This window comes from Tabrizicola sp. (assembly GCF_034366665.1).
Classification (GTDB): Bacteria; Pseudomonadota; Alphaproteobacteria; order Rhodobacterales; family Rhodobacteraceae; genus Tabrizicola.
Genome location: NZ_JAXMMF010000023.1, coordinates 1 through 22,906 on the forward strand (window position 1 = coordinate 1; position 22,906 = coordinate 22,906).

Genomic DNA, 22,906 nt, shown 5'->3' on the forward strand with positions numbered 1-22,906 from the left:
GTCGCGGGGATCTCGATGGCCGACATGCGGCCGCAGGTCGTCTGATGCCCTGTGACCTGGGACCGCTGGCGCTGGTGTGGCTGGCGGTCGAGTGTCTGTTGGCCGGTTTAGTGCGGGGCTATTCCGTCTTTGTCTTTTCGGCCCTGCTGATTGCGGCCTCCAGCCTTGTGACCAATCCGCTGAACTTCGTCGCGGTTGTGGTCATTCTGGAAACGGTGATGTCCCTGCAGCACGCCAGGGGGGCCGGTCCCGATGTGGACTGGAAGCGCGTCGGCTGGCTTCTGGGCGGCGCGGCGATCGGCCTGCCACTGGGTCTGTGGATCCTGACCGGCGTCAGCGAGGACACGGCGCGCGCGGTCGTCTCGGGCTATGTGCTGCTGATGTGCGTCGTGCTGCTGGTCGGGTGGCGGCTGGCGGCCGAGGTCAAGGGCGCGCCGAACGGGGTGGCCGGGGTGATCTCTGGTCTCGCCAATGCCCCCGGCATGGGGGGGCTGCCGGTGGCCGCATTCTTCGCGGCACAGCCGATGCCGGCGGCGGTTTTCCGCGCCACGCTGATCGCCTACTTTCCGCTCTTGGACCTTTATTCCGCGCCGCTCTACTGGCTGGCGGGGCTGGTCACCTGGGATACCCTTTGGGCCGCATTGATCGCGCTTCCCGTGACGCTCTTGGGCAATAGCTTGGGCGGGCGGCACTTCTTCGGCACGGACCCGCAAGAGTTCCGCCGCTTTGCCATCGTTCTGCTTGCCGGTCTCGCGGCCCTGGGGCTTGGGAAGGCGCTGATCTGATGTGGCTGATCGTGAACGCTGGTTCATCTTCGCTGAAGTTGAAGGTCTTCGAAGGTGAACGAGAGGTCGCCAAAGCCTTTGTCGGCGAGATCGGACCCGACGGCCACGCCGCGGCGATGGCCGAGGGGCTGGCCCAAGCCGGTGTTGCGGTTTCCAGGCTGACGGCTGCGGCGCATCGCGTTGTGCATGGCGGGTCTGGGCTGACGGCGACCTGCCGGGTTACAGCCGCTGTCCTGCGTCAGATCGAGGCGTGCGTGCCACTCGCCCCCCTGCACAATCCGGCAAATCTTGTTGGCCTTCAGGCAGTTGCCGCCTTGGCCTCTGACCTGCCGCAATATGCGGCCTTCGACACCGCCTTCCACGCGACGAACCCCGAGGTTGCCGTCAGCTACGCCTTGCCGAAGTCCGAACGCGACCGGGGACTGCGCCGCTATGGCTTTCACGGAATCAGCTATGCCGCGCTTGTGCGGGTTCTTGCGACACGGGGACCGCTGCCAGCACGGATGCTGGCCTGCCATCTGGGCAACGGTTGCTCACTTGCGGCGATTGTGAACGGGCGTTCGGTTGCAACGACGATGGGCTATTCTCCGCTGGACGGGCTGACGATGGGAACGCGGGCCGGCGGGATCGACGGCAACGCCGTTCTGCGGCTGGCGGAACTGCACGGGATCACCGGCGCGGGGCGTATCCTGAACCGCGAGAGCGGTCTCTTGGGTCTTGGCGGCGCAAGCGACCTGCGCGCACTGCATGCGGCGGGGACGCCCGAGGCGCGGTTTGCGCTGGACCACTTCGCCTATTGGGCGGTTCGGCACGCAGGGTCGATGGTCGCCGCGATGGGGGGCCTTGATGCCGTGGTCTTCACTGGCGGCATCGGCGAAAACGATTCCTGGATGCGGAAGGAAATCCTGTCCGGGCTTGGCTATTTGGGAGTTTCTTCCGACCCTGACCGCAATGCCCGGAACGAAACCACCCTGCATGATGCGACATCCAGTGTCGTTATCCTTGTTGTGCCCGCCGATGAAGAACGCCAGATTGCCCTTGAGGCGCAGGCCGTCATGTCTGGCGAGGCGCGAGGCCCAAGGGCCGGGGAGGGCGCGTGAACCAGCCGAGGGCGGAGACTCAGAGAGAGGTCGGCGACGAGGTCCGCCAGACCACCTGCTACATGTGCGCCTGCCGCTGCGGGATCAATGTGCATCTGAAGTCGGGCAAGGTCTCTTACATCGACGGCAACCGGGACCATCCGATCAACAAGGGTGTCCTTTGCGCCAAGGGCGCGTCGGGGATCATGCAGGTGACCGCGCCGTCACGCCTGAAGGCCCCGCTGCGGCGGGTCGGGCCGCGAGGCTCGGGTGCGTTCGAGGAGATCAGCTGGGAAGAGGCGCTGTCGACGGCGGTGGCCTGGATGAAACCCTTGCGCGAGACCGCGCCGGAGAAGTTGGCCTTCTTCACCGGCCGCGACCAGAGCCAAAGCTTGACCGGCTGGTGGGCGCAGAACTTTGGGACGCCGAACTATGCGGCCCACGGCGGCTTTTGCAGCGTCAACATGGCGGCGGGGGGCATCTACACCATCGGCGGTGCGTTCTGGGAATTCGGCCAGCCGGATTGGGACCGCACGAAGCTGTTCGTGATGTTCGGGGTGGCCGAGGATCACGACAGCAACCCGATCAAGATCGGTATCGGCAAGCTGAAGGCGCGCGGCGCGCGGGTGATCAGCGTCAACCCGGTGCGGACCGGCTATTCGGCGGTGGCCGACGACTGGATCGGGATCACGCCCGGGACCGATGGGCTTTTGATCCTGTCGCTGATCCACTGCCTCTTGGAGGCCGGGAAGGTCGACCTCGACTACCTGGCGCAATGGACCAACGCTCCCCTGCTGGTGACCGAGGCGGAGGGGGCCGAGAAAGGCCTTTTCGCGCGCAACGCCGAAAGCCAGCCCTTCGTGATCGACAAGACCTCGGGCCACCCTGCGCCCTGGGATGGCAAGGGCGTGCAGCCAGACCTTGGGGCCGAGTGGCAGGGCAACCGCACCGTCTTTCGCCACATGGTCGAGGAATATCTGAAGCCGGACTATGCGCCCGAAGCGGTGGAGGCGCGATGCGGGGTGACGGCGGGCCGCATCCGGGCCTTGGCGGCGGAACTGGCTGAGGTAGCGTTCGAGCAGGCGATCACGCTGGACCAGCCCTGGACCGACTTCCGGGGCAATCACCATGCAAACATGCCCGGCCGCCCGGTCAGCTTCCACGCGATGCGGGGGATTTCAGCCCATTCCAACGGATTCCAGACGGCGCGGGCACTGCATCTTCTGCAGATCATCCTCGGGTCGTTGGAGACCCCCGGCGGCTACCGGCTGAAACCGCCGTACCCCAAGCCCGTCGAAGCCCACCCGACGCCCCACTTCGTCACCACCCCCGGCAAGCCCCTGACCGGTCCGCATCTGGGCTATGTCCGCTCGCCCGACGACCTGTGCCTCTTGCCCGACGGAAGCCCCGCGCGGATCGACAAGGCGTTCAGCTGGGAGAACCCGTTCTCGGCGCATGGGATGATGCACATGGTCATCCCCAACGCCCATGCCGGGGACCCCTACCGGATCGACACGCTGTTCCTTTATATGGCGAACATGGCGTGGAATTCGTCGATGAACTCCGCCCGCGTGATGGAGATGCTGACCGAGAAGGACGGCGACGACTACGTCATCCCCCGGATCATCTATTCCGACGCCTATGCCAGCGAGATGGTGGCCTATGCCGACCTGATCCTGCCGGACACGACCTATCTGGAACGCCACGACTGCATTTCGCTCTTGGACCGCCCGATCAGTGAACCCGACGCGGCTGGCGATGCGATCCGCTGGCCGGTGCTGGAACCGGACCGTGAGGTGCGGTGCTTTCAGTCGGTGCTCTTGGACCTTGGCGCAAGGCTCGGCCTGCCGGGGATGGTGACCGAAGATGGCAGCCCGAAGTTCAAGGACTACGCCGATTACATCGTGAACCATCAGCGCCGCCCCGGTGTCGGTCCGCTGATGGGTTTCCGGGGCAATGGCGAGGCGGAAGGCCGGGGCGCGCCGAACCCCGAACAGATGCAGCGCTATATCGAGAACGGGGCCTTCTATCAGGCCCATGTCCCCGCCGAGGCCAGTTTCTTCAAACCCTGGAATGCCGCCTATCAGGACTGGGCGGTGAAGCTGGGACTCTACGAATCCCCGCAGCCCTACCTCTTCAACATCTGGTCGGAACCCTTGCGCCGCTTCCAGCTGGCCGCCGAGGGCTTCGGTCCCCGTCAGCCGCCCGACCACCTGCGCGACCGGCTGAAACAGGCGATGCACCCCCTGCCGATCTGGTACGCGCCTTTCGGCGACGAGGATGCCGCCTTCGGCTATCCGGTCCATGCGCTGACTCAAAGGCCGATGGACCAATATCATAGCTGGGGCAGCCAGAACGCCTGGCTGCGGCAGATCAAGGGGCGGAACTACCTTTATCTGCCGACGAAGATCTGGGACGCGCAGGGGTTTCATCAGGGCGACTGGGCGCGGGTGTCGTCCCGCGCTGGGACGATTGTGGTGCCTGTGGCCCACATGGCCGCGCTGAACGAAAACACCATCTGGACCTGGAATGCCATCGGCAAGCGCAAGGGCGCCTGGGCGCTGGACGAAGGCGCGCCCGAAGCGACGACGGGGTTCCTGCTGAACCACCTGATTTCGGAATTGCTGCCGGGTCGCGATGGCGTTCGACTGTCAAACTCCGACCCCGTGACGGGGCAGGCGGCCTGGTTTGACCAGCGGGTGCGAGTGGAGCGGGTGGCGGCAGAAGATCACCCACGCGGAACGGTAGAGCCGATGTTCGAGAAACTCCCCGACCCACCGCGCATCGGTGGGGGCCGGGACCAGAATTCCTCGAAGAATTTCGCCAAAAGTCTTCGAAAACTTTTGGGCCTGGCGGAGGTCGAGCGATGACAGCCTTGCCGGGAACCACCGAAAAACGCCTCGGGTTGGTGATTGACCTTGACACCTGCGTCGGCTGTCAGGCCTGCGTCACCGCCTGCAAGGGTTGGAACGATGCCGGGATCGGGCTGTCGGATCAGGACCCTTACGGTGCCGCCCCCTCGGGGACCTTCCTGAACCGGGTCCACTCTTATCAGGTCGCGGTGCCAGACGCGCCCGCGCAGGTCGTCACCTTCCCGCGCTCGTGCCTTCACTGCGACAACGCCCCGTGTGTCACGGTCTGCCCGACCGGGGCCAGCTACAAGCGCGCCGAGGACGGCATCGTGCTGGTGAACGAAGACGCCTGCATCGGCTGCGGCCTTTGCGCCTGGGCCTGCCCCTACGGCGCGCGCGAGATGGATGCCGACCAGGGGGTGATGAAGAAATGCACGCTTTGCGTCGACCGGATCTACAACGAGACCCTGCCCGAGGAGGACCGCGAGCCCGCCTGCGTCCGCACCTGCCCGACCAATGCCCGCCACTTCGGCGATCTGGCCGACCCGGAGAGTGCCGTGTCGCAGCTGGTGGCGGCGCGGGGCGGATATGACCTGATGCCGGACATGGGGACGAAGCCCACCAACAAATACCTGCCGCCGCGCAAGAAGGGGCCGGGGGCGGCCAGCCCGCTCGCGCCGTTGCTGGACATCAAGGCCACCGGGATCGCCGGCTGGCTGGACCGGATGCTGGGGAAGATCTGAGATGCATCCCGCACCGTCGGTCATCCTGTTTTCCACCCTTTCGGGTCTGGGTTTCGGCTTCCTTGCCTTCCTTGGCTGGGGGGCGCTAAGCCCCTCGGGCTGGGCTGCCTTCGTCCTTTGGGCGCTGGGCTACGGGCTGGCAGTCGGGGGCCTGATGGCCGCGACCTTCCACCTTGGCAACCCGAAGAACGCGCTGAAGGCGTTCTCGCAGTGGCGGACCAGCTGGCTGAGCCGCGAGGCCTGGGCCTCGGTCGCGACGCTGCTCCTGCTTGCCCCGCAGGCTTTGGCCGACATCTTCGGGCTGGGACTGCCCCGTGTCCTGGGGCAGGCGGGGGGCGTGCTGGCCCTTGTGACAGTCTTCACCACCGCGATGATCTACACCCAGATCAAGGCCGTTCCGCGCTGGCACCACTGGCTGACACCGGTGATGTTCCTTGGCTTTGCGCTGGCGGGCGGGGCGATGCTGTCCGGCACCCGAATCGCACCGCTGCTGTTGCTGGCCGTGGGGGCCGTGCTCTGGGCGGTCTGGCGCGTTGGAGACAGGGCCTTCGCGCGGGCCGGGCAGACGATGGGGACGGCGACGGGCCTTGACCAGTTGGGTGTGCCCTCGGTCCTGGACCCCGCGCATACAGCGGGAAACTACCTGAAGCGCGAGATGATCTTCGTGGTGGGGCGCAAACATGCGGCCAAGCTGCGCAAGATCGCATTGGGGCTGGCCTCTGTCGTTCCAGCCCTGATCCTACTTTTGCCGCTGGGCATATGGGGTATCGGCCTGGCCGCGGTGGTGCATCTGGCCGGGGCACTTGCTGCCCGCTGGCTGTTCTTCGCGGAAGCCGAGCATGTCGTGGGGCTTTACTACGGCGCGCGGGAATGATCCTTTGCCGCCCATGAGCGCGTTCAAGGCCTATGACATTCGCGGCCGTCTCGGGACGGACCTGACCGAAACCATCGCCCACCGGATCGCCCGGGCCTACGCGGTCGTGACCGGGGCCGATGCCGTGGTGCTGGCGCGCGATTGCCGGGAAAGCTCACCCGGGTTGGCCGATGCGGTGGCAGCCGGGCTGATGGCACAGGGCGTCAGGGTGCTGGACCTTGGCCTTGCCGGGACCGAGGAGATGTATTTCGCCACCGCGCATCTGGGGGCAGGGGGCGGGATTTGCGTCACCGCCTCGCACAATCCGCGCGAATACAACGGGATGAAGCTGGTCGGGCGCGGTGCCGTGCCGCTGCCGGACGCGGATTTCGCCCGGATTCGCAGTCTGACCGAGGGGGGCGAGGCCTTCGCGACAGCCTCCGGCGGCCTGCGCGAGGATCGCTCTGCCGTGCGCGCGGATTATGTGGCGCATGTGGCGGACCTGGTCGGGCAGGGGATCGGGCCGCTGCGTCTGGTCATGAACGCCGGGAACGGGGCGGCGGGGCCGACGCTGGATGCCCTGGCCGAGGGGTTGGCGGCGCGCGGCGCTCGGCTGGACCTGGTGCGGATGCATCATGCGCCTGACGGCAGCTTTCCGAACGGCATCCCCAACCCGCTTCTGCCGGAAAACCGCCCGGTCACGGCCCAGGCGGTGACGACCGCGGGGGCGGATTTCGGGGTGGCGTTCGACGGTGATTTCGACCGCTGCTTCCTGTTCGACGGCGAAGGCCGCTTCGTCGATGGCGAACACGTCGTGGCGCTTCTGTCGGCGGCGCATCTTGTCCGCGAACCGGGTGCCACGATCATCCATGACCCCCGGGTCATCTGGGCGGTGCAGGACGCCGTCCGTCAGGGCGGTGGCCGGTCGGTTCTGGCGCCCACCGGACATGTGTTCCTCAAGGCCGCGATGCGGCGCGAGGGCGCGGTCTATGGCGGCGAGATGAGCGCGCACCACTATTTCCGCGGCTTCATGGCCTGCGATTCCGGCATGATCCCCTGGCTGATGGTGGCCCGACTTGCCAGCCAGTCCGGGCGCGGCCTGACCGAGATGGTCGGCGCGCTCCGGCGCGACTTCCCCTCATCCGGGGAAATCAATTTCCGTGTCACCGACCTGCCCCTGGTGGTCAGGCGCGTCGAGGCGGAGCTGGCACCAGCGGCCCGAAGCACCGACCGCACCGATGGGCTAAGCCTGGATTTCGGGGATTGGCGGCTGAACCTGCGCGCTTCCAACACCGAACCGCTGTTGCGGCTGAACGTCGAGGCGCGGGGGGACGCGGGCCTGGTGGCCGAAGGCGTGGCCCGCGTCAAGGCCTTGATCGAAGGGTAGCGGTCAGGCCGAGACGGTGCTGCCCGCGGCAGGCTTGCGGATCATCGGCCAGCCGCGACGGAAAACCGGGATCGCCGGCATGTCGTCGGCCAAAGCCTGCAGGCGGCTTTCGCGCTGTTGCAGGCGGGCAATCTCGGCCCGGATATCAGAGAGTTCGTCGGCGAGTGTGAGGCGGGAAGCGGCCATCATGGTCCTCCTTTGTTCTGTCTGGCCAGCATCGACTCGATTCCTGAAGACTTTGCTAAGTGACAGAACGAAAGCAGATTGTTTCTGTCTTGGCGGCTTGTCTTGCAGGCCCGCTGGGCGCACCCTGACCTGGCTTGCAAGGTGGGAGCCATGTGGGAGTTCAGCATTTTCAGGGCGCTGGGTCTGATGATCCGGACCTGGCCGTTTGTTCTTATGCGCGTGGCGATCCATCTGGGGATCGCCCTTGGCTTGGTCGTTGCGGCGGGCGCGGGGGCCGTGGCCGGCCAGGCACTGGCGGATCTTTCGGGCGAAGTGTCTGGGTCGTCGGCGGCACTTTGGGGCGGAGGCGCGGGCTTCCTCTTCGCTGCTCTTGCCGTCGTGTTCCTGCGGGGGCGGCTGTTGCATCAGGTGACCGCCCCGCATCTTGCCGCGCTGGTCGAGACGCTGGATCGCCGCCCGCTGCCGATCGGGCGCGGTCAGGTCGGGCTGGCCAATGGCATCGTGGCCCAACGCTTCGGCGATGCGCCGGCCCTGATCGCGCTGGACGCTCTGGTCCGCGGGGTCATCCGTACGGCCACGGGGATGGTGGATGGACTGCTGGTCGACATCCTGCCGGTCTCGGCCCTTGACCGGCTTGTCCGCGGGTCCGGCGCGCAGCTTAGGCTGACGCTGGGCTTGCTGGACGGCGTCGTCCTGGCCCATGCGACGCGGACCCGGTCGGAAAATGCCTGGGAGGCGGCGCATGACGGGCTGGTGCTATACACGCAGAACGCACGGCCGCTGATGGCCAACGCGGTCTGGCTGGCGCTGGTCGGCTGGGCGCTGGCGGGCCTTGTCGCCTTTGCCGCGCTGTCGCCCACGTCACCATTGGCCGCACTCTTGCCCGGGGGGCCCTGGGCGGGCGTGCTTCTGGCGCTTGTCTTGGGCTGGGCGGTCAAGGCCGCGCTCTACGATCCCTTCGCGCTGGCCTGCATGCTGCAGCTGCATCTGCGCCTGACCCAGGATCAGGAGCCGCTGCCGGAATGGCGCGGGCGGCTGACCCAGGTTTCGGACACCTTCCGCCAGCTTGGCGAACGCGCCTTGGGCTGGCGCTCGGGGGCGGCGCAGGACGCCTGACCTGCGCGGTCCGGCCACGGGCAAATGCATGAAAACGAACCAAAGGCCGGTTGCGGCACCCTTGCTTCTGTGGCAAGACTGACCCCAGATGCCAACCAGACCGATGAGTTCAGAATGAGCGAATTCGCCAGCCGCCGCGTGATGATGGTGGATACTCAGGTCCGCCCCTCGGACGTGACCAAGTTTCCGATCATTGACGCGATGCTGTCGGTCCCGCGCGAAACCTTCGTGCCCGACGACAAGCGCGAGGCGGCCTATGTCGGCGAGAACCTGACGCTTGCCCCCGGCCGTGTCGTGCTGGAGGCGCGGACGCTGGCCAAGCTTCTGGACGCGCTGGACATTCAGCCGACCGAGCTGGTGCTGGATGTAGGCTGCGGGCTTGGCTATTCCGCCGCAGTCATCGCCCGTCTGGCCGAGACGGTCGTGGCCCTGGAAGAGGATGAGGGGCTGGCTGCCGACGCGCAGCGCATCCTGTCCGAAGAGGGTGTCGACAATGCCGTGACGATCACCGGCCGCTTGGCCGAAGGGGCGGCGAATTGCGCGCCCTATGACGTGATCACCATCGAAGGTGGCGTCGAACAGATTCCTGCGCCTATCCTCTCCCAGCTGAAGGATGGCGGCCGGATCGGCGCAATCTTCATGGAGAATGCCGTCGGAACCGCCCGCATCGGCTACAAGGCTGCGGGTCAGATGACCTGGCGCTCGATCTTCAATGCTGCGGCACCGGTGCTTCCGGGCTTTGCCAAGCCGCGGGGCTTTACGCTTTAGGCCGGGTGCGGCCCTGTCCGGTCTGGGCCTTACGCCCGGGCGGACCACAGAAACGCTCGATGGGCCAGTTGTCCCGGGCATATGCAAGGCAGGACAAGATGCGTGGATGGCTTCTGTCATTGGTGGTGGTTCTGGTCGGGCTGGGTACGCCACAAGGTGCAAGGGCCGAAACGCTGGCGGATGCCCTGATCGCCGCCTACAGGAACTCCAACCTTCTGGACCAGAACCGAGCGGTCCTGCGCGCCGCCGATGAAGGCGTCGCCGAGGCGGTCTCGGCGCTGCGTCCGGTGGTGGCCTACACGCTGCAGGGGGCCTGGCAGCGCGCCGATGTCACCATCGCTGGCGTTCCCGGCGTGGCAGAAGGACTGTCCGCCTCGCTTGCGCTGAGCGCCGAGCTGACGATCTGGGATGGCGGACGCCGTCAGATCGGGATCGAGATCGCCCGGGAAAGCGTGCTGGCGACCCGCCAGGCGCTGATCGATGTCGAACAGAACGTGCTGCTTTTTGCCGTCCAGTCCTATGTCAACGTCCGCCTCGCGCAAGAGGTCGTCGCGCTGCGGCAAAGCAACCTTCGGCTCATCACCCAGGAACTGCGCGCAGCACAGGATCGTTTCGACGTGGGCGAGATCACCCGCACGGACGTGTCGATCGCCGAGGCGCGGCTGGCTGCCTCGCGTGCGGCTCTGGCAGCGGCCGAGGGTCAGCTGATGATTGCGCGTGAGGCCTACAAGGCCGCAACCGGTGCCTATCCGGGCAATCTGGCACCGCTGCCGAAGGCTCCGGCCCTGCCGCGCACGATGGAAGAGGCGCAGTCCGTGGCACGGGGAACGCACCCGTCGATCCGCCAGGCGCAGCATCAGGTCACGGTGGCCGATCTGCAGGTCGATCTGGCCGTCGCGGGCCGCGCACCGACCATCGGCCTTGGCGCGACGCTGCGCTCGGATGACGAGGACCAGCAGTCGCAGTCGCTGGGCCTGACGATGAACCAGACGCTTTATGCCGGTGGCCGGCTGTCCTCGCTGCAGCGCCGCGCGCTGGCGGGCAAGGATTCGGCCCGGGCGGGCTTGCAGCAGACCGCGGTGGGAGTGCTGCAGAACGTCGGCGTGGCTTGGGCGAACCTGGCGGTTGCCGGGGCCTCGATCCAGGCCTCCGACCTGCAGATCCGGGCGGCGCAAGCCGCCTTCGACGGCGTGCGCGAGGAGGCCGCTGCCGGGACCCGGACGACGCTGGACGTGCTGGACGCCGAGCAGGAACTGCTGGATGCCCGCAATGCCCGGCTTGAGGCCGAGGCACAGCGCTATGTCGCGGTCTATCAGGTGCTGGCGACGATGGGCCTTCTGACCGTGGACCACCTGCAACTGGGCATCCCGACCTACGATCCCGAAGCCTATTACGGCGCGGTCGAGAAGGCTCCGTCCCATTCGGCGCAGGGCAAGAAGCTGGATCGCATCCTGGAAAAGATCGGCGACTGATCCGCTTGCAGCGACAGTCCAGGTTTTCTGTTGCCTTGCTTGGGCTTGGCGCGCTAAATTGACATTCAAGGAAACGCAAGCAAGCGGATGCTCCTGATGGCGGGACCTTTAAGCTCGGAGGAGATTGAGGATGTTGTTTCCTCGGTCAGGCGGCTTGTGTCGAACGAGCTGTCGCCGCGTCGCCTAAGCCGTGATCTTGGGGCCGACCGTCTGCTTCTGACCCCGGCCCTGCGCGTGGTCTCGGAAATCAGCCCGCTTGCCCCGTTGGTTCTTGGGAAAATGGTCGAGGACCCGGTGAGTCCTGAAGCCCAGCCCGTGGCAACTGAAGGGGCAGAGCCGCTGGTGGATGACGCCGTCCCGTTGATCGAAGCCGAGTGGGAAGACGAAATCTGGGTTGCGCCCGAAGCGACTGCTGCGCTGGGGGAAGTGGCCCTTGGCGTCGAAGACGCCGAAGTGCTGGTTGCCGACGGCCAAGCAGATGAACCGCTGGCCGTCTTGGCGGGCGACACTTACGACGATAAGGCCACCTCGGTCGAGGCTGAACCCCAGCAGGCGGTCCTGATCCCGATTGCACCACTTTTGCGCCGTACCGAAAGCCGGACCACCCATCTGCCTTCGGAAGACGACGACTCGGAACCGGCCGGTGCCAATGCACCCTTGCACGGGGGTAGTGCCGAGCAGTCCTTGCCAGTGGATGACGTGCACCAACCGACGGAAGCCTGGTCCGAGACGACGCAGCCTGAAGAGGCGGTCGATCACGGCGATGCGGTCCCGGATGCCGATACGGCCGAAGACCTGTCTGACGCCGCTTTGCAGGACAACCTGTCGCCGCGGATGCCGACCGAGATCATCGATGCCGACGGGACGCCGCTGGCCGTCCTGGACGAAGCGGCCTTGCAAGAGATCGTCCGGCAGATGATCCGGGAAGAGCTGCAGGGCGACCTGGGCGAGCGGATCACCCGCAACGTCCGCAAGTTGGTCCGGGCCGAGATCAATCGCGCGCTGATGGCGCGGGATCTGGACTAAGCACTTCAGTAAAAATGAAAACGCGCCCGATCAGGGCGCGCATCCGGTGTTCCGTTGGCAAGTAGATCAGGCGGCTTCGGCCTGCTCCAGCTCTTGTGCGTGGCGGCGTTCGGATTCTTCGCGGCTGAGCGCGACCGAAGTGCGCACGCCCTTCGAGACGAATTCCATGAGGCCCTTCACGACACGCTCGTTCGGGTCGATCCCGGCGCAGGACAGCACTTCACGGCCGTCGCGCGAACGCGCCCAGCGGGCGATCTGGTCCGGTCCGTTGCCATACTTCTTGTCGTCGGCAATGGCGTCGTCCAGTGCCGCCAGAACCACGGCGGCAAAAAGTTTCCGTGCACGCTGCCCCTGCTCGAAATTGAAGGCGGTGCTGTCGATGGTGTCACGCATCGGGTTTTCCTTTTTTCTTGCTCTTGTCTTTCGCGGCGTTCGTGGGTTGTAACGGTTCGGTCACGATTCGGGCTGACCGCTTTTGGAATGACTGCTATGCGTCCAGTGCATAGCCCATTCCGGGCAGCACTGTATATAGTCGTCTCGATCCCCCAATCAAAACGACATATGGGGGAGGTCGACAGTCTTTCAACCTTTGGTTTACATTTTCTTGCCTGAGCGTGCGGACGCAAGGTCAAGCACCGCCGGGCGGTCAGTCGTCCAGCTGAACCCTGGCGCTGCCGGCCTGAAGGACCTGTCCGGCCCGGTCAAAGCGCAGATAGGCGATGGCTTTCCCGTTGGACTGGGTGAAAAGCGTGCCCGCAGACTTGCCGTCGGCCAGGATTTCGGTGCCCACAGGGGCCGTTCCTTCGACCGCGACGCGGACCAGGCCCTTGCGCAGTTCGGTCTTGTGTTTCATCCGCGCGGTGACTTCCTGGCCGACGTAGCAGCCCTTGCGGAAATCGACGCCCTGCAGACGCTCGAACCCTGCCTCAAGGATGTAGGTGTCGTCCGGCACCAGTTCGATGCCGCTTTCGGGGATCACGTGCTGGACGCGGATGGCGTCCCAGTCGACTGGTGCTTCGGGGGCCGCATCGGTGCCGTAAAGCCGCCAGCCAAGGGCCGGATGGCGCGGGTCGGGCAGGGCGCGTTCGGGTGCAGGGCCCAGGCCGCGGCTGACAGTCAGCGACGCAGGCTGGATCTGCACATCGGCGCGCAGCCGGTAAAGCGTCAGGCGGCGCAGGGTATCGGCGGCCAGCGGCGTGGCGATGTCGATCAGGATCGGCCCGTCGGGCAGGTGGACCACGAAGAAGTCGGCCAGATACTTGCCCTGAGGCGACAGAAGGGCGGCCCAGACAATGCCGGGACCCGTCTCCAACGGCCGCAGGTCGTTCGAGACCAGCCCCTGCAGGAAGGTCAGGGCGTCCGTGCCGGTCAGCGTCCAGAGGGTGCGTTCGGTGTGGGTCATGTCGGGCAGTCTAAAGGCAGGGCCTGCCGGGTGTAAGCCTCAGTCACGCAGTTGTGCCTCTTGCAGCTGGGCGTAAAGCCCACGGCGGGCCATCAGCTGGTCGTGAGTGCCTTCCTCGATCAGACGGCCCCGGTCCAGCACGATGATCTTGTCGGCGCCCATCACGGTGGACAGCCGGTGCGCGATGACCAGTGTGGTCCGGTTCTTCTGGGCGCGCGACAGGGCCGCCGAGACGGCAGCCTCGGTCCGGGTGTCCAGGGCCGAGGTCGCCTCGTCCAGAAGCAGGACTGGCGCATCGGCCAGCAGCGCCCGGGCGATCGCCACGCGTTGCCGCTGCCCGCCAGACAGGGCCGACCCCCGCGTGCCGACCTGGGTGTCAAGACCAAGCGGCATCGACCCGACGAAGCCCGAGGCCTCGGCATCGTCCAGCACTTGTGCCAGACGCTCCGGGTCGCGGTCGTCGCGGCCCAGAAGCAGGTTTTCCCGCAAGGTTTCGTCAAACAGCGCGGCGTCCTGCGACACGGCGGCCAGAAGCGCGCGCTGGTCGAACAGGGACAGGTCCTGCACATCCACGCCGCCGATCAGGATGCGGCCCGACTGCGGCTCGATCAGGGCCGAGATCAGCTGGAACACCGTGGTCTTTCCGGCACCCGAGGACCCGACCAGCGCGGTCACCTTGCCAGCCTCGGCCGTGAAGCTGAGACGATCCAGCACCGGACGGTCGGGGTAGGTGAAGGTGACGTTCTCGAACCGGATCTCGGGCGCGCCGGGGGCGGGCAAGGCCCGGCTTTTCGCCGGACGCGTGCCGGAGGGTTCCGTGTCAAACAGGGAGAAGACCCGCTCCAGGCTGGCCTCGGCCACCTGCCATTGGCCCGCCAGATCGCTGAGACGGCGGATCGGCTGGAAGGTCAGCGCCATCGCCGTGAAGAAGGACATGAACTCGCCCGTCGTCCGCTCGCCGCTGGCCACCTCGGCGCCGCCCAGCATCAGGACCGCGAAAAACCCAAGGCCGGTGATCACATCAACCAGTGCGGGCATTGCCGCCCGGCCAAGCGCGGTCTTCACTTCGGCGCGGACGATGGTGTCGATGATCCGCTGGAAGCGTGAGGTCTGATACGCCTCCATCCGGTTCAGCTTGACCGACTGGATGCCGTGAAAGATCTCGTCCAGCCGGGTTGCGCGCAGGCCGGACTGTTCGCGCGTCAGCATCGCCTTGCGCCGCAGGTAGCGGCGCAACAGGTAGGCGGGGACAAGCAGCAAAGGCGCGCCGACCATCGCGGCGACCGTCCAGTAGGGATCAATCCAGATCGCCACCATGAAGAGACCGATCAGCGAGACGACATCGCGCCCGATCCCGCCGATCACCAGGACCGCAGCCCCTTGTGCGGCCATCGTGTCGCCCTGCACCCTTTCGATCAGTTTGCCGGGCGAATGTTCCTGATAAAAGCTTGCGTCCAGCGTCAGCAGGTGGCGCACCAGATCGACCTGCATCGCCCCGGCGGCGTGCTGGTTCACCCGCGTCAGAAGCCAGCGCCCCAGGACCGAGGTGATCGCGCGCAGCACGAACAGGCCCAGGATTGCCAGGCCCACCCAGATCAACAGGCCCGAGCCACCTTCGGCGAAGACCACGTCGAACAGGGGCTTCAGCATGTAGGACAAAAGGCCCAGCGTTGACCCCTCGACCATCATGATCAGGAAGGTCACGACGATCAGGGTGAGATGTGGCCGCAGATACAGGCCGAAATAGCGCCGGAAAAGCTCGCGCGAGGAATAGGGACGGTCGGTGTCCGGGGCGTGGCTTTCGTCGTGCATGGGCCGGGTTTAGCCGGAAAGACCGCAACCCTCAAGCCGCGCCGGATTGACGCTGCCTCTGCTCGGGCCTAGCCATGTCGGCGAAGTTAAGGAGAGACGCATGAGCCTTGCCAACGGTCGCCCCTATCTGGCCATTCCCGGCCCCTCGGTGATCCCCGACCGGGTGCTGCGCGCGATGCACCAGGGCTCGCCCAACATCTACGAAGGCCCGCTGATCGAGATGGCGGCCTCGCTGTTCCCCGATCTGCGCGCCGTGGCGGGGACGGTGGGCCATGTTGCGATGTACATCGGCAACGGTCATTCAGGGTGGGAGGCGGCGAATGCCAACCTCTTCAACCGGGGCGACAAGGCCTTGGTGCTGGCGGTCGGGCAGTTCGGCCTTAGCTGGGCCAACAGCGCCCGCGCGATGGGGATCGAGGTCGAGGTGCTGGATTTCGGCAAATCCGCGCCCGTTGACATGACCCGGGTCGAAGCGGCGTTGCGGGCGGACACCGGCCACCAGATCAAGGCGGTCCTGACGACGCATGTCGACACGGCCAGCACGATCAAGACCGACATCCCGGCCCTGCGCGCCGCGATGGATGCGGCGGGGCATCCGGCGCTGTTGGCGGTGGACTGCATCGCTTCGCTTGGCTGCGACGAATTCCGGATGGACGATTGGGGCGTCGATGTCATGGTCGCGGCCTGCCAGAAGGGGCTGATGACTCCCCCCGGCATGGCCTTTGTCTGGTTCAGCGAAGCCGCCCGCCTGCGCTGCGGCAAGTCTGACCTGGCCACCCCCTATTGGGCCTGGGGTCCCCGGGCCGAACCCGAAGAGTTCTGGCAGCTGTGGGACGGCACCGCGCCGACCAGCCACCTTTTCGGGCTGCGTGAGGCACTGGACATGATCCACGAAGAGGGCCTGCCCAACGTCTGGAAGCGCCACCACACGCTTGCCAGCGCGGTCTGGGCGGCCTTCGACTCTTGGTCCGCAGGCAACCCCGCCATCGGGATGAACGTGGCTGACCCCGCCCATCGCGGCTGGTCGGTGACCGCGGCCCGCTTTGGTGCGCCCCACGCCACGCGGCTGCGCGAATGGTGCGAGAAACAGGCCGGCGTCACTCTGGGCATCGGTCTTGGCATGGCGCCTTCGACCGATCCGGCCTATCACGGCTTCCTGCGCGTCGCGCATATGGGGCACGTCAACGCCCATATGACGCTGGGGGCGCTTGCGGTGATGGAGGCGGGCATGTCGGCGCTGGACATCCCGCATGGGCCGGGCGCTTTGGCGGCGGCAGCGCAGGTGGTGGCCAAAGGTGCGCTGTAGCGCACCCTACGCTTTCACCTGCCGCTCGCGGACCGAGATATAGACGGCCGACGCGATCAGGATCGTGACCCCCAGCACGGTCCAGCGGTCGGGCAGGTCGCCGAAGAACCACCAGCCCAGGATCGTCGCCATGATGATCTCGGTGAAGGCCAGGGGGGCCAGCAAGGACGCCTCGCCATGCTCATAGGCCTTGGTGATCAGCACGTGGCCCAGCGTCGCGATCACGCCCAGGGCAGCCAGCATCGCCCATTGCGTGGGGCTTGGGCTTAGCCACAGGAACGGCAGCGCCAGCGTCATCAGCGCCGCCCCGATGGCCGAGGTCTGGAAGTTCAGCACCATCGCGTCCGCCACCCCCGCCATCGCCCGCGTCATCACGAAATAGGACCCCAGCGCCACCCCGGCCCCCAGGGCGTAGAACGTGCCGGGGTTCACCTCGACCAGGCCGGGCCGGATGATGATCAGCGTGCCGACAAAACCCACGGCGACGGCGGCCCAGCGGCGGGGCCCGACCTTTTCGCGCAAGGCCAGCGCCGACAGGATCACGATCACCAGCGGGTTGACGAAGAAGATCGCCAGGGCATCGGCGATGGGCAGGTGTTTCAACGACTGGAAGAACAGGAACGTCGCACTGAAGAGCAGGGCCGAGCGCGCCAGCTGGCGCAGGGGTTGTGCCGGCCGGAACGCCTGTGCGCCCTCGGCCCGCAGTGCGAAGGGCAGCGTCATCAGGCCTCCGAACAGCGCCCGCGCCCAGACGACGATCAGGATCGGCAGCCCCGCCTCGCCCAGCTTCTTGGCGAAGACGTCGATCACCGGCAGGATCGCCATCGCCGCCAGCATAAGCGCCACGCCGACCAGTGGCCGCGCGGTCGGTGCCGAAAAGGCGGTCAGGACGGACCTCCTGGACGGTCGTCTTCCAGGTAGATGCGGATGATCTCGTCGAAACTGGTCTCGGCGGTGAAGCCCAGGGCGCGGGCCTGGGTGGCGGCACAGGCCTCGGCCCAAGGCTCGACGATGGCCTGGATCACCGGGTCCGGGGCGTAGGTGATCAGGTCCACCGCCTTTTGCCCTGCGACCCGGCGCAGCGCCTCGATCATCTCGGCGATGCTGGCGGACAGGCCTGGCATGCCAAGCGCGCGAGAGGGGCCAAGTGCGCCGGTGTCCAGCACCGCCGCCCCCAGGAAGAACCCCGTCGCCGCGCGGGGGCTGGCGAACCAGTGGCGCAGGCTGTCGCGGACGGGCAGGGTGGCGGGCAATCCGTTCAAGGGCTCACGCAGGATCGACGAATAGAACCCCGAGGCCGCCCGGTTCGGCGCGCCGGGCCGGATGCAGATTGTCGGCAGGCGCAGCGCGATGCCGTCCAGAAGGCCCCGGCGGGAATAGTCGGACAGAAGAAGCTCGGTCATCGCCTTCTGCGTGCCATAGCTGGTGCGCGGGGTCAGGTGGAAGTCGTCCGGGATCACCTTCGGGAAGGGCGCGCCGAAAACGGCCAGCGATGAGGCGAAGACCACGCGCGGGCAATAGCCGGGGATCGCCGCGATGGCATCGAAAAGCGCGCGCGAGGCATCAAGGTTGGTGGCATAGCCCTTGGCCAGGTCCGCCTCCGCTTCGCCCGAGACGACGGCGGCAAGGTGAAAGATCAGGTCCGGCCGGTCCCGCACCAGCCGCTCTGCCGCCCCGGACTGGGTCAGGTTTACCGCCAGCGACGTGGCCCCCGCAACGGCGGCAGGCGACACGACATCGGCCAGCGTCAGCCGTTCATGGGCAAGCGCACCACCCGTGATCGCCGCCGTCAGCTTGCGGCCCAGCATGCCCGCCGCGCCAAGGATCAGGATGTGCATCGGTCCCCCTCCGTTTGCGCGGAAGGGGACCACATCACCGACGCAAAGCCAAGCGGATCAGCCGCCGTTCTTGGCCAGCCAGTCCGTCATCCACTTGATCTCGGCTTCCTGGGCCGCGATGATGCCTTCGGCCAGCTTCTTCACCTCGGGGTCGGTGCCATGCTCCAGCACGATCTTCGCCATCTCGACCGCGCCCTGATGGTGCGGGATCATGCCCTTGATGAAATCGACGTCGGCATTGCCGGTGTACTCCATCATCATGTTCTGGTGCATCCGGTCGTTGGCCTCCATGAAGGCCATCGAGGCCGGGCCCTTGTCGCCCATCATGTGACCCTCGTGTCCGGTTTCCTGCGCGAAAGCGGGCAGGGGGCTGGCAAGGCTGACGGCGAGGATGAGGTGTTTCAACATGGTCTGTCTCCTTCTTCTGATGCGACGGTGATCCTACCTTCCCATCGGGGAAGGAAACTCATTTCGGCGTGAGCGGAAATGCAGCAGGCCGCCTATTGTTCCCCAACTGTGCACGACGGACACCGATCTGTGCGGCACGGGGAGGCTTCTTTCCCTTTCCGACCGGGGGCCGGGGGCGTATGTTTACAAAACTTCTACAGGAAAGGCAGGCAGTGCAGGTGACGAAGCACAAGCGGCAGCGTCCCGTCGTCGGGATCATCGGCAACAGCTACGTGATCAACGACCGCTATCCCACGCATTCCGCAGGGACGATGAACACGGCTGCCGTCGCCGAAGTTGCTGGCGCCATTCCGATGATCATCCCCTCGGACCCGCGCTATGTCGGGGTCGATGAACTTCTGGACCTTTGCGACGGGTTCCTTCTGACCGGGGGCCGCCCCAACGTCCACCCCAGCGAATACGGCGAGGAGGAGACCCCCGCTCACGGTGCCTTCGACCGCAGCCGTGACGCGATCACCCTTCCGCTGATCCGCGCCTGCGTCGACCGGGGCCAGCCCTTCCTTGGCATCTGCCGCGGCTTTCAAGAGGTGAACGTGGCCCTGGGCGGCACGCTTTACCCCGAAATCCGCGACCTGCCGGGCCGGATGAACCACCGCATGCCCCCCGACGGCAGCTTGGAGGAATGCTTTGCCCTGCGTCACAGCGTGACCTTCACCGAGGGCGGGGTTTTCCACAAGCTGATGGGCGCGCGAGAGGTGATGACGAACACGCTGCACGGCCAGGGCATCGCGCGGGCGGGCTGCCGGATCGTGATCGACGGCCACGCGCCTGACGGCACGCCGGAAGCGATCTACGTCAAGGACGCGCCCGGGTTCACGCTGTCCGTCCAGTGGCACCCGGAATGGAATGCGGGCAACGATCCGGTCTCGCGCCCGCTGTTCCACGCCTTCGGCCAGGCCGTCACCGCCTGGGCGGAAGGCGAACGCCCTGCGGCAATGGCGCGCTCGGCCTGAGTTGATCCGGATCAGGGCGGGGCTTTCCCGTCCGCGCCAGAATGGTGCATCCCGAACGGAGGCACCCATGAACCTGCTGATCGCCTATGCCACCACCGACGGCCAGACCCGCAAGATCGCCCGCTTTGCCGCTGACCGGCTGGCGGGTCAGGGCCATGCCGTCGAACTTCTGAACGTCGAGGATACCGAGGGGCTGGACCTCTCTCGCTTTGATGGAGCCATTCTTGCCGGGTCCTTGCATGCCGGCGGCTACCAGAAGTCACTTGCCCGCTTTGCCACCGATCAGGCCGCCGCGCTGGCCCGGATGCCCACCCTTTTCCTGGCCGTCTCGCTGTCCGCCGCCGGCAACGACCCCGAGGATTGGGCTGGCCTGCACCGCTGTCTTGCCGACTTCGAAGCCGACACCGGCTGGACCCCCGGTCGCACCGAGCATGTCGCCGGGGCCTTCCGCTTCAGCGAATACGACTTCTTCCGTGCCTGGGCGATGCGGCGGATCGCCGATCAGAAGGGTGAAACGGTGGAACCCGGCACGGACAAGGAATACACTGACTGGGCCGCATTGATCCTGGCCGTGGATGGCTGGGTCGCAGGTGTCACCCCGCGCGTCAAAGCCGCCGCAGTTTCAGCCGGGTGATCCGGTTCTCGCGCTTGCCGACGACCTCGAAGCGGAAACCGTGGAAGCTGAAGACCTGGCCCTCGGCGGGGATCATCTGCGCCTCGTGGATGACAAGACCCGCGATGGTGTTCGCCTCTTCGTCCGGCAGCCGCCAGTCCGTCGCCCGGTTGAGGTCGCGGATCGTCATCGCCCCGTCGATCAGCCAGGCCCCGTCGTCAGTCTGGGTCAGCCCGGAATCCTTGCGCACCACGTCGAATTCGTCGGTGATGTCGCCGACAATCTCTTCCAGGATATCTTCCAGCGTGATCAGGCCCTGCAGGGTGCCGTATTCGTCGACGACCAGCGCGAAATGGGTCCGCCGCGCCAGAAACTCGCGCATCTGTTCGTCCAAGGCCGTCGTATCGGGGATGAAATAGGGCTTCATCGCCACTTTCACGATGTCCAGCGCCTCGATCCCCAGACCCTCTTCGCCGCGCACCAGCCGGTCCACCTCGCGCAGAAGGTCCTTGGCGTGGACCACGCCCAGGATATTGTCGTCGCTGTCGCGGAAGATCGGCAGCCGGGTGTGCGGCGAGGCCAGGACCCGGGTGATGATCTCTCCCGGAGGCAGGTCGGCGTCGATCATCTCGATCTGGCGGCGGTGGCGCATGATCTCGTCCACCGTGCGGTGCGACAGGTCAAGCGCCCCCAGCAGCCGGTCGCGGTCAGCCTTGTGCACTGCGCCTTCGGAGTGACCCAGCGCGATGGCGCCGGCGATTTCTTCGCGCAGGGCCAGCATCTCGCCCCCGGGGTTCGGCTTCAGGCCGATCAGACGCAGCATACCCCGCACCAGCAGGCGCACCACTGTCACGACGGGGGAAAAGACCACGATCAGCACGCGGATGATCGGTGCAACCCGGGTCGCGACGGGTTCGGGGAAGGTGATGGCGACGGTCTTCGGCATGACCTCGCCAAAGACCAGCACCAGCGCGGTCATGGCAAAGGTCGCCAGGGCCACGCCACTGTCGCCGAACATCTTGGTCAGAAGTGCTGTCGCCAGCGAGGCCGACAGGATGTTGACGATGTTGTTGCCCAGAAGGAGCGCACCGATCATCCGCTCGCGGTCCTCGGTCACGACCATCGCCGACTTCGCCCCGCGTGAGCCCTTGTCGGCCAAGCCCTTCAGCTTGGCGCGCGAAGACGCCGTCAGCGCGGTTTCCGATCCCGAGAAGAAGGCTGACATCACCAGAAGGGCCAGGATCGCAAGCGTGGTCAGCCAGAAGGCGGTATCAAGAGAGGCGTCGGGCATCGGGTCTTTCCGGGCTTAGCCCTTGCGGGCCAGGGGGTGCTTGGTCAGGACCAGGTCCTTGAGGTGGTCATCCAGGACATGCGTGTAAATCTCGGTCGTGGCAACATCGGCGTGGCCCAGCAGGGTCTGGATCACCATCAGATCGGCACCGTGGGCCAGGAGGTGCGTCGCAAAGGCATGGCGCAGGACGTGGGGCGTCACGCGTGACGGGGAAATCCCGGCCAGCACCGCCACATCCTTGACCAGGCTGTGGAAATACTGCCGCGTCAGATGTCCCTCGCGCCCGTCGCCGGGGAAAAGGAAGCGCGACGGCGCGCGGCCCGCCTTGCGCCCGGCCTCGTCCTCAGCGTCGCGATGCGCCAGCCACGCGGCCAGGGCGGCGCGGGCGGGGGTGGACAGCGGCACCATCCGCTCCTTGTCGCCCTTGCCGCGCACCAGGATCATCCGGGGATCGCCGCGCACTGCGGCGACGGGCAGGCCCACCAGCTCGGTCACCCGCAGGCCGGTGGCGTAGAGAAGTTCGAAAAGGGCGGTGTCGCGCAGCCGGTCCACCGGGTTGCGGGCGCGGGTGCGGGCGGCGTCCATCAGGCGCGAGACTTCGGCCTCGGTCAGGGTCTTTGGCAAGCTTTGCGCCCGGCCCGGCCCCGTCAGCCGCAGGGCAGGGTTGTCGGCCCGCCAGCCTTCCTCGAAAGCAAAGCGGTAAAGCTGCCGGATCGAGGACAGCCGCCGCGCCCGGGTGGCCTTGGACAGGCCCTGCGCATCGCAATGGACCAGGTAATCCTCCACCGCCTCGCGCCCTGCGGCGGCAAACCCCAGCCCGCGCCGCCCCAGCCAGTCGGCAAAGTCCACCAGGTCGCGGCCATAGGCCAGCTGGGTGTTCCGCGCGGCCCCGAGGTCCGCCGCACAGGCGTCCAGGAAAGTCGAGATCCAGCGGCTTGCCTCGGCATCCGCCATGC

The 22,906-nt window shown here is 66.6% G+C and carries 22 protein-coding genes; 13 read left to right on the plus strand and 9 right to left on the minus strand.

Translation table 11 applies throughout. The annotated features are described in order from the left end of the window. The 6 genes from U1E69_RS02655 to U1E69_RS02680 form a co-directional block, all read left to right on the plus strand. Window positions 1-785, plus strand: a 785-nt coding sequence (locus U1E69_RS02655; RefSeq protein ID WP_322242608.1) for a sulfite exporter TauE/SafE family protein, incomplete at its 5' end; no start/stop codon positions are given. Continuing rightward, on the plus strand, window positions 785-1,885 hold the full coding sequence (locus tag U1E69_RS02660; RefSeq protein ID WP_322242610.1) for an acetate kinase: 1,101 nt from the start codon (window positions 785-787) through the stop codon (window positions 1,883-1,885). The genes U1E69_RS02655 and U1E69_RS02660, both read left to right, overlap by 1 nt. Continuing rightward, on the plus strand, window positions 1,882-4,734 hold the full coding sequence (locus U1E69_RS02665; RefSeq protein ID WP_322242613.1) for a molybdopterin-dependent oxidoreductase: 2,853 nt from the start codon (window positions 1,882-1,884) through the stop codon (window positions 4,732-4,734). Before U1E69_RS02660 ends, U1E69_RS02665 begins: the two co-directional genes overlap by 4 nt. Next, window positions 4,731-5,459, plus strand: a complete 729-nt coding sequence (locus U1E69_RS02670; protein ID WP_322242615.1) for a 4Fe-4S dicluster domain-containing protein — start codon at window positions 4,731-4,733, stop codon at window positions 5,457-5,459. Before U1E69_RS02665 ends, U1E69_RS02670 begins: the two co-directional genes overlap by 4 nt. A gap of 1 nt (window position 5,460) precedes the next feature. Next, complete coding sequence (locus tag U1E69_RS02675) at window positions 5,461-6,333, plus strand: dimethyl sulfoxide reductase anchor subunit family protein (protein ID WP_322242617.1); 873 nt, start codon at window positions 5,461-5,463, stop codon at window positions 6,331-6,333. 4 nt (window positions 6,334-6,337) lie between these two features. Beyond that, entirely contained in the window at window positions 6,338-7,699 is a 1,362-nt protein-coding gene (locus U1E69_RS02680) for a phosphomannomutase (RefSeq protein ID WP_416200250.1), read from the plus strand. 3 nt (window positions 7,700-7,702) lie between these two features. On the opposite strand, the gene U1E69_RS02685 is transcribed toward U1E69_RS02680, so the two are convergent. Continuing rightward, window positions 7,703-7,885 carry a hypothetical protein gene (locus U1E69_RS02685; protein WP_322242622.1) on the minus strand — a complete coding sequence of 61 codons (183 nt, stop codon included), beginning with the start codon at window positions 7,883-7,885 and terminating at the stop codon, window positions 7,703-7,705. 150 nt (window positions 7,886-8,035) lie between these two features. Here U1E69_RS02685 and U1E69_RS02690 point away from each other — a divergent pair, with 150 nt between their 5' ends. The 4 genes from U1E69_RS02690 to U1E69_RS02705 all read left to right on the plus strand — a co-directional run bounded on the left by U1E69_RS02690 (window position 8,036) and on the right by U1E69_RS02705 (window position 12,267). Then, entirely contained in the window at window positions 8,036-9,001 is a 966-nt protein-coding gene (locus U1E69_RS02690) for a hypothetical protein (RefSeq protein ID WP_322242624.1), read from the plus strand. 114 nt (window positions 9,002-9,115) lie between these two features. Continuing rightward, on the plus strand, window positions 9,116-9,769 hold the full coding sequence (locus U1E69_RS02695) for a protein-L-isoaspartate O-methyltransferase (RefSeq protein ID WP_322242627.1): 654 nt from the start codon (window positions 9,116-9,118) through the stop codon (window positions 9,767-9,769). Between the two features lie 98 nt (window positions 9,770-9,867). Beyond that, window positions 9,868-11,241 (plus strand): TolC family outer membrane protein, encoded by a 1,374-nt coding sequence (locus U1E69_RS02700; RefSeq protein WP_322242629.1) that lies wholly within the window; start codon window positions 9,868-9,870, stop codon window positions 11,239-11,241. Between the two features lie 96 nt (window positions 11,242-11,337). Beyond that, window positions 11,338-12,267: a hypothetical protein gene (locus U1E69_RS02705; protein ID WP_322242632.1), complete on the plus strand. Its 930-nt coding sequence runs from the start codon at window positions 11,338-11,340 to the stop codon at window positions 12,265-12,267. A gap of 66 nt (window positions 12,268-12,333) precedes the next feature. On the opposite strand, the gene U1E69_RS02710 is transcribed toward U1E69_RS02705, so the two are convergent. The 3 genes from U1E69_RS02710 to U1E69_RS02720 all read right to left on the minus strand — a co-directional run bounded on the left by U1E69_RS02710 (window position 12,334) and on the right by U1E69_RS02720 (window position 15,481). Continuing rightward, a complete protein-coding gene (locus U1E69_RS02710) occupies window positions 12,334-12,660 on the minus strand; it encodes a DUF6280 family protein (protein ID WP_322242634.1) in 327 nt (108 codons plus the stop codon). A 253-nt stretch (window positions 12,661-12,913) separates the two neighbouring features. Then, window positions 12,914-13,669, minus strand: coding sequence for a folate-binding protein (locus U1E69_RS02715; RefSeq protein WP_322242637.1), 756 nt, complete (start codon window positions 13,667-13,669; stop codon window positions 12,914-12,916). 39 nt (window positions 13,670-13,708) lie between these two features. Beyond that, window positions 13,709-15,481 carry an ABC transporter ATP-binding protein gene (locus U1E69_RS02720; RefSeq protein WP_322242640.1) on the minus strand — a complete coding sequence of 591 codons (1,773 nt, stop codon included), beginning with the start codon at window positions 15,479-15,481 and terminating at the stop codon, window positions 13,709-13,711. A gap of 100 nt (window positions 15,482-15,581) precedes the next feature. On the opposite strand from U1E69_RS02720, the gene U1E69_RS02725 reads away from it, so the two are divergent. Then, entirely contained in the window at window positions 15,582-16,787 is a 1,206-nt protein-coding gene (locus U1E69_RS02725) for a pyridoxal-phosphate-dependent aminotransferase family protein (protein ID WP_322242643.1), read from the plus strand. 6 nt (window positions 16,788-16,793) lie between these two features. Here U1E69_RS02725 and U1E69_RS02730 read toward each other — a convergent pair whose 3' ends face one another. Genes U1E69_RS02730 through U1E69_RS02740 form a run of 3 tightly spaced genes read right to left on the minus strand, consistent with a single transcriptional unit; the run spans window position 16,794 to window position 19,033 of the window. Further along, on the minus strand, window positions 16,794-17,633 hold the full coding sequence (locus U1E69_RS02730) for a DMT family transporter (protein ID WP_322242645.1): 840 nt from the start codon (window positions 17,631-17,633) through the stop codon (window positions 16,794-16,796). 38 nt (window positions 17,634-17,671) lie between these two features. Continuing rightward, on the minus strand, window positions 17,672-18,625 hold the full coding sequence (gene denD / locus U1E69_RS02735) for a D-erythronate dehydrogenase (protein WP_322242647.1): 954 nt from the start codon (window positions 18,623-18,625) through the stop codon (window positions 17,672-17,674). A gap of 57 nt (window positions 18,626-18,682) precedes the next feature. After that, complete coding sequence (locus U1E69_RS02740) at window positions 18,683-19,033, minus strand: DUF305 domain-containing protein (protein WP_322242649.1); 351 nt, start codon at window positions 19,031-19,033, stop codon at window positions 18,683-18,685. 218 nt (window positions 19,034-19,251) lie between these two features. Between U1E69_RS02740 and U1E69_RS02745 the strand changes: the two genes are divergently transcribed. Next, window positions 19,252-20,046 carry a gamma-glutamyl-gamma-aminobutyrate hydrolase family protein gene (locus U1E69_RS02745; RefSeq protein ID WP_322242650.1) on the plus strand — a complete coding sequence of 265 codons (795 nt, stop codon included), beginning with the start codon at window positions 19,252-19,254 and terminating at the stop codon, window positions 20,044-20,046. A gap of 67 nt (window positions 20,047-20,113) precedes the next feature. Next, complete coding sequence (locus U1E69_RS02750) at window positions 20,114-20,680, plus strand: flavodoxin domain-containing protein (RefSeq protein ID WP_322242652.1); 567 nt, start codon at window positions 20,114-20,116, stop codon at window positions 20,678-20,680. Here the strand turns inward: U1E69_RS02750 and U1E69_RS02755 are convergent. Continuing rightward, on the minus strand, window positions 20,652-21,950 hold the full coding sequence (locus U1E69_RS02755) for an HlyC/CorC family transporter (RefSeq protein ID WP_322242654.1): 1,299 nt from the start codon (window positions 21,948-21,950) through the stop codon (window positions 20,652-20,654). The genes U1E69_RS02750 and U1E69_RS02755 overlap by 29 nt on opposite strands. A 15-nt stretch (window positions 21,951-21,965) precedes the next feature. Continuing rightward, window positions 21,966-22,904 (minus strand): tyrosine recombinase, encoded by a 939-nt coding sequence (locus U1E69_RS02760; protein WP_322242657.1) that lies wholly within the window; start codon window positions 22,902-22,904, stop codon window positions 21,966-21,968. Between the last annotated feature and the right edge of the window lie 2 nt (window positions 22,905-22,906).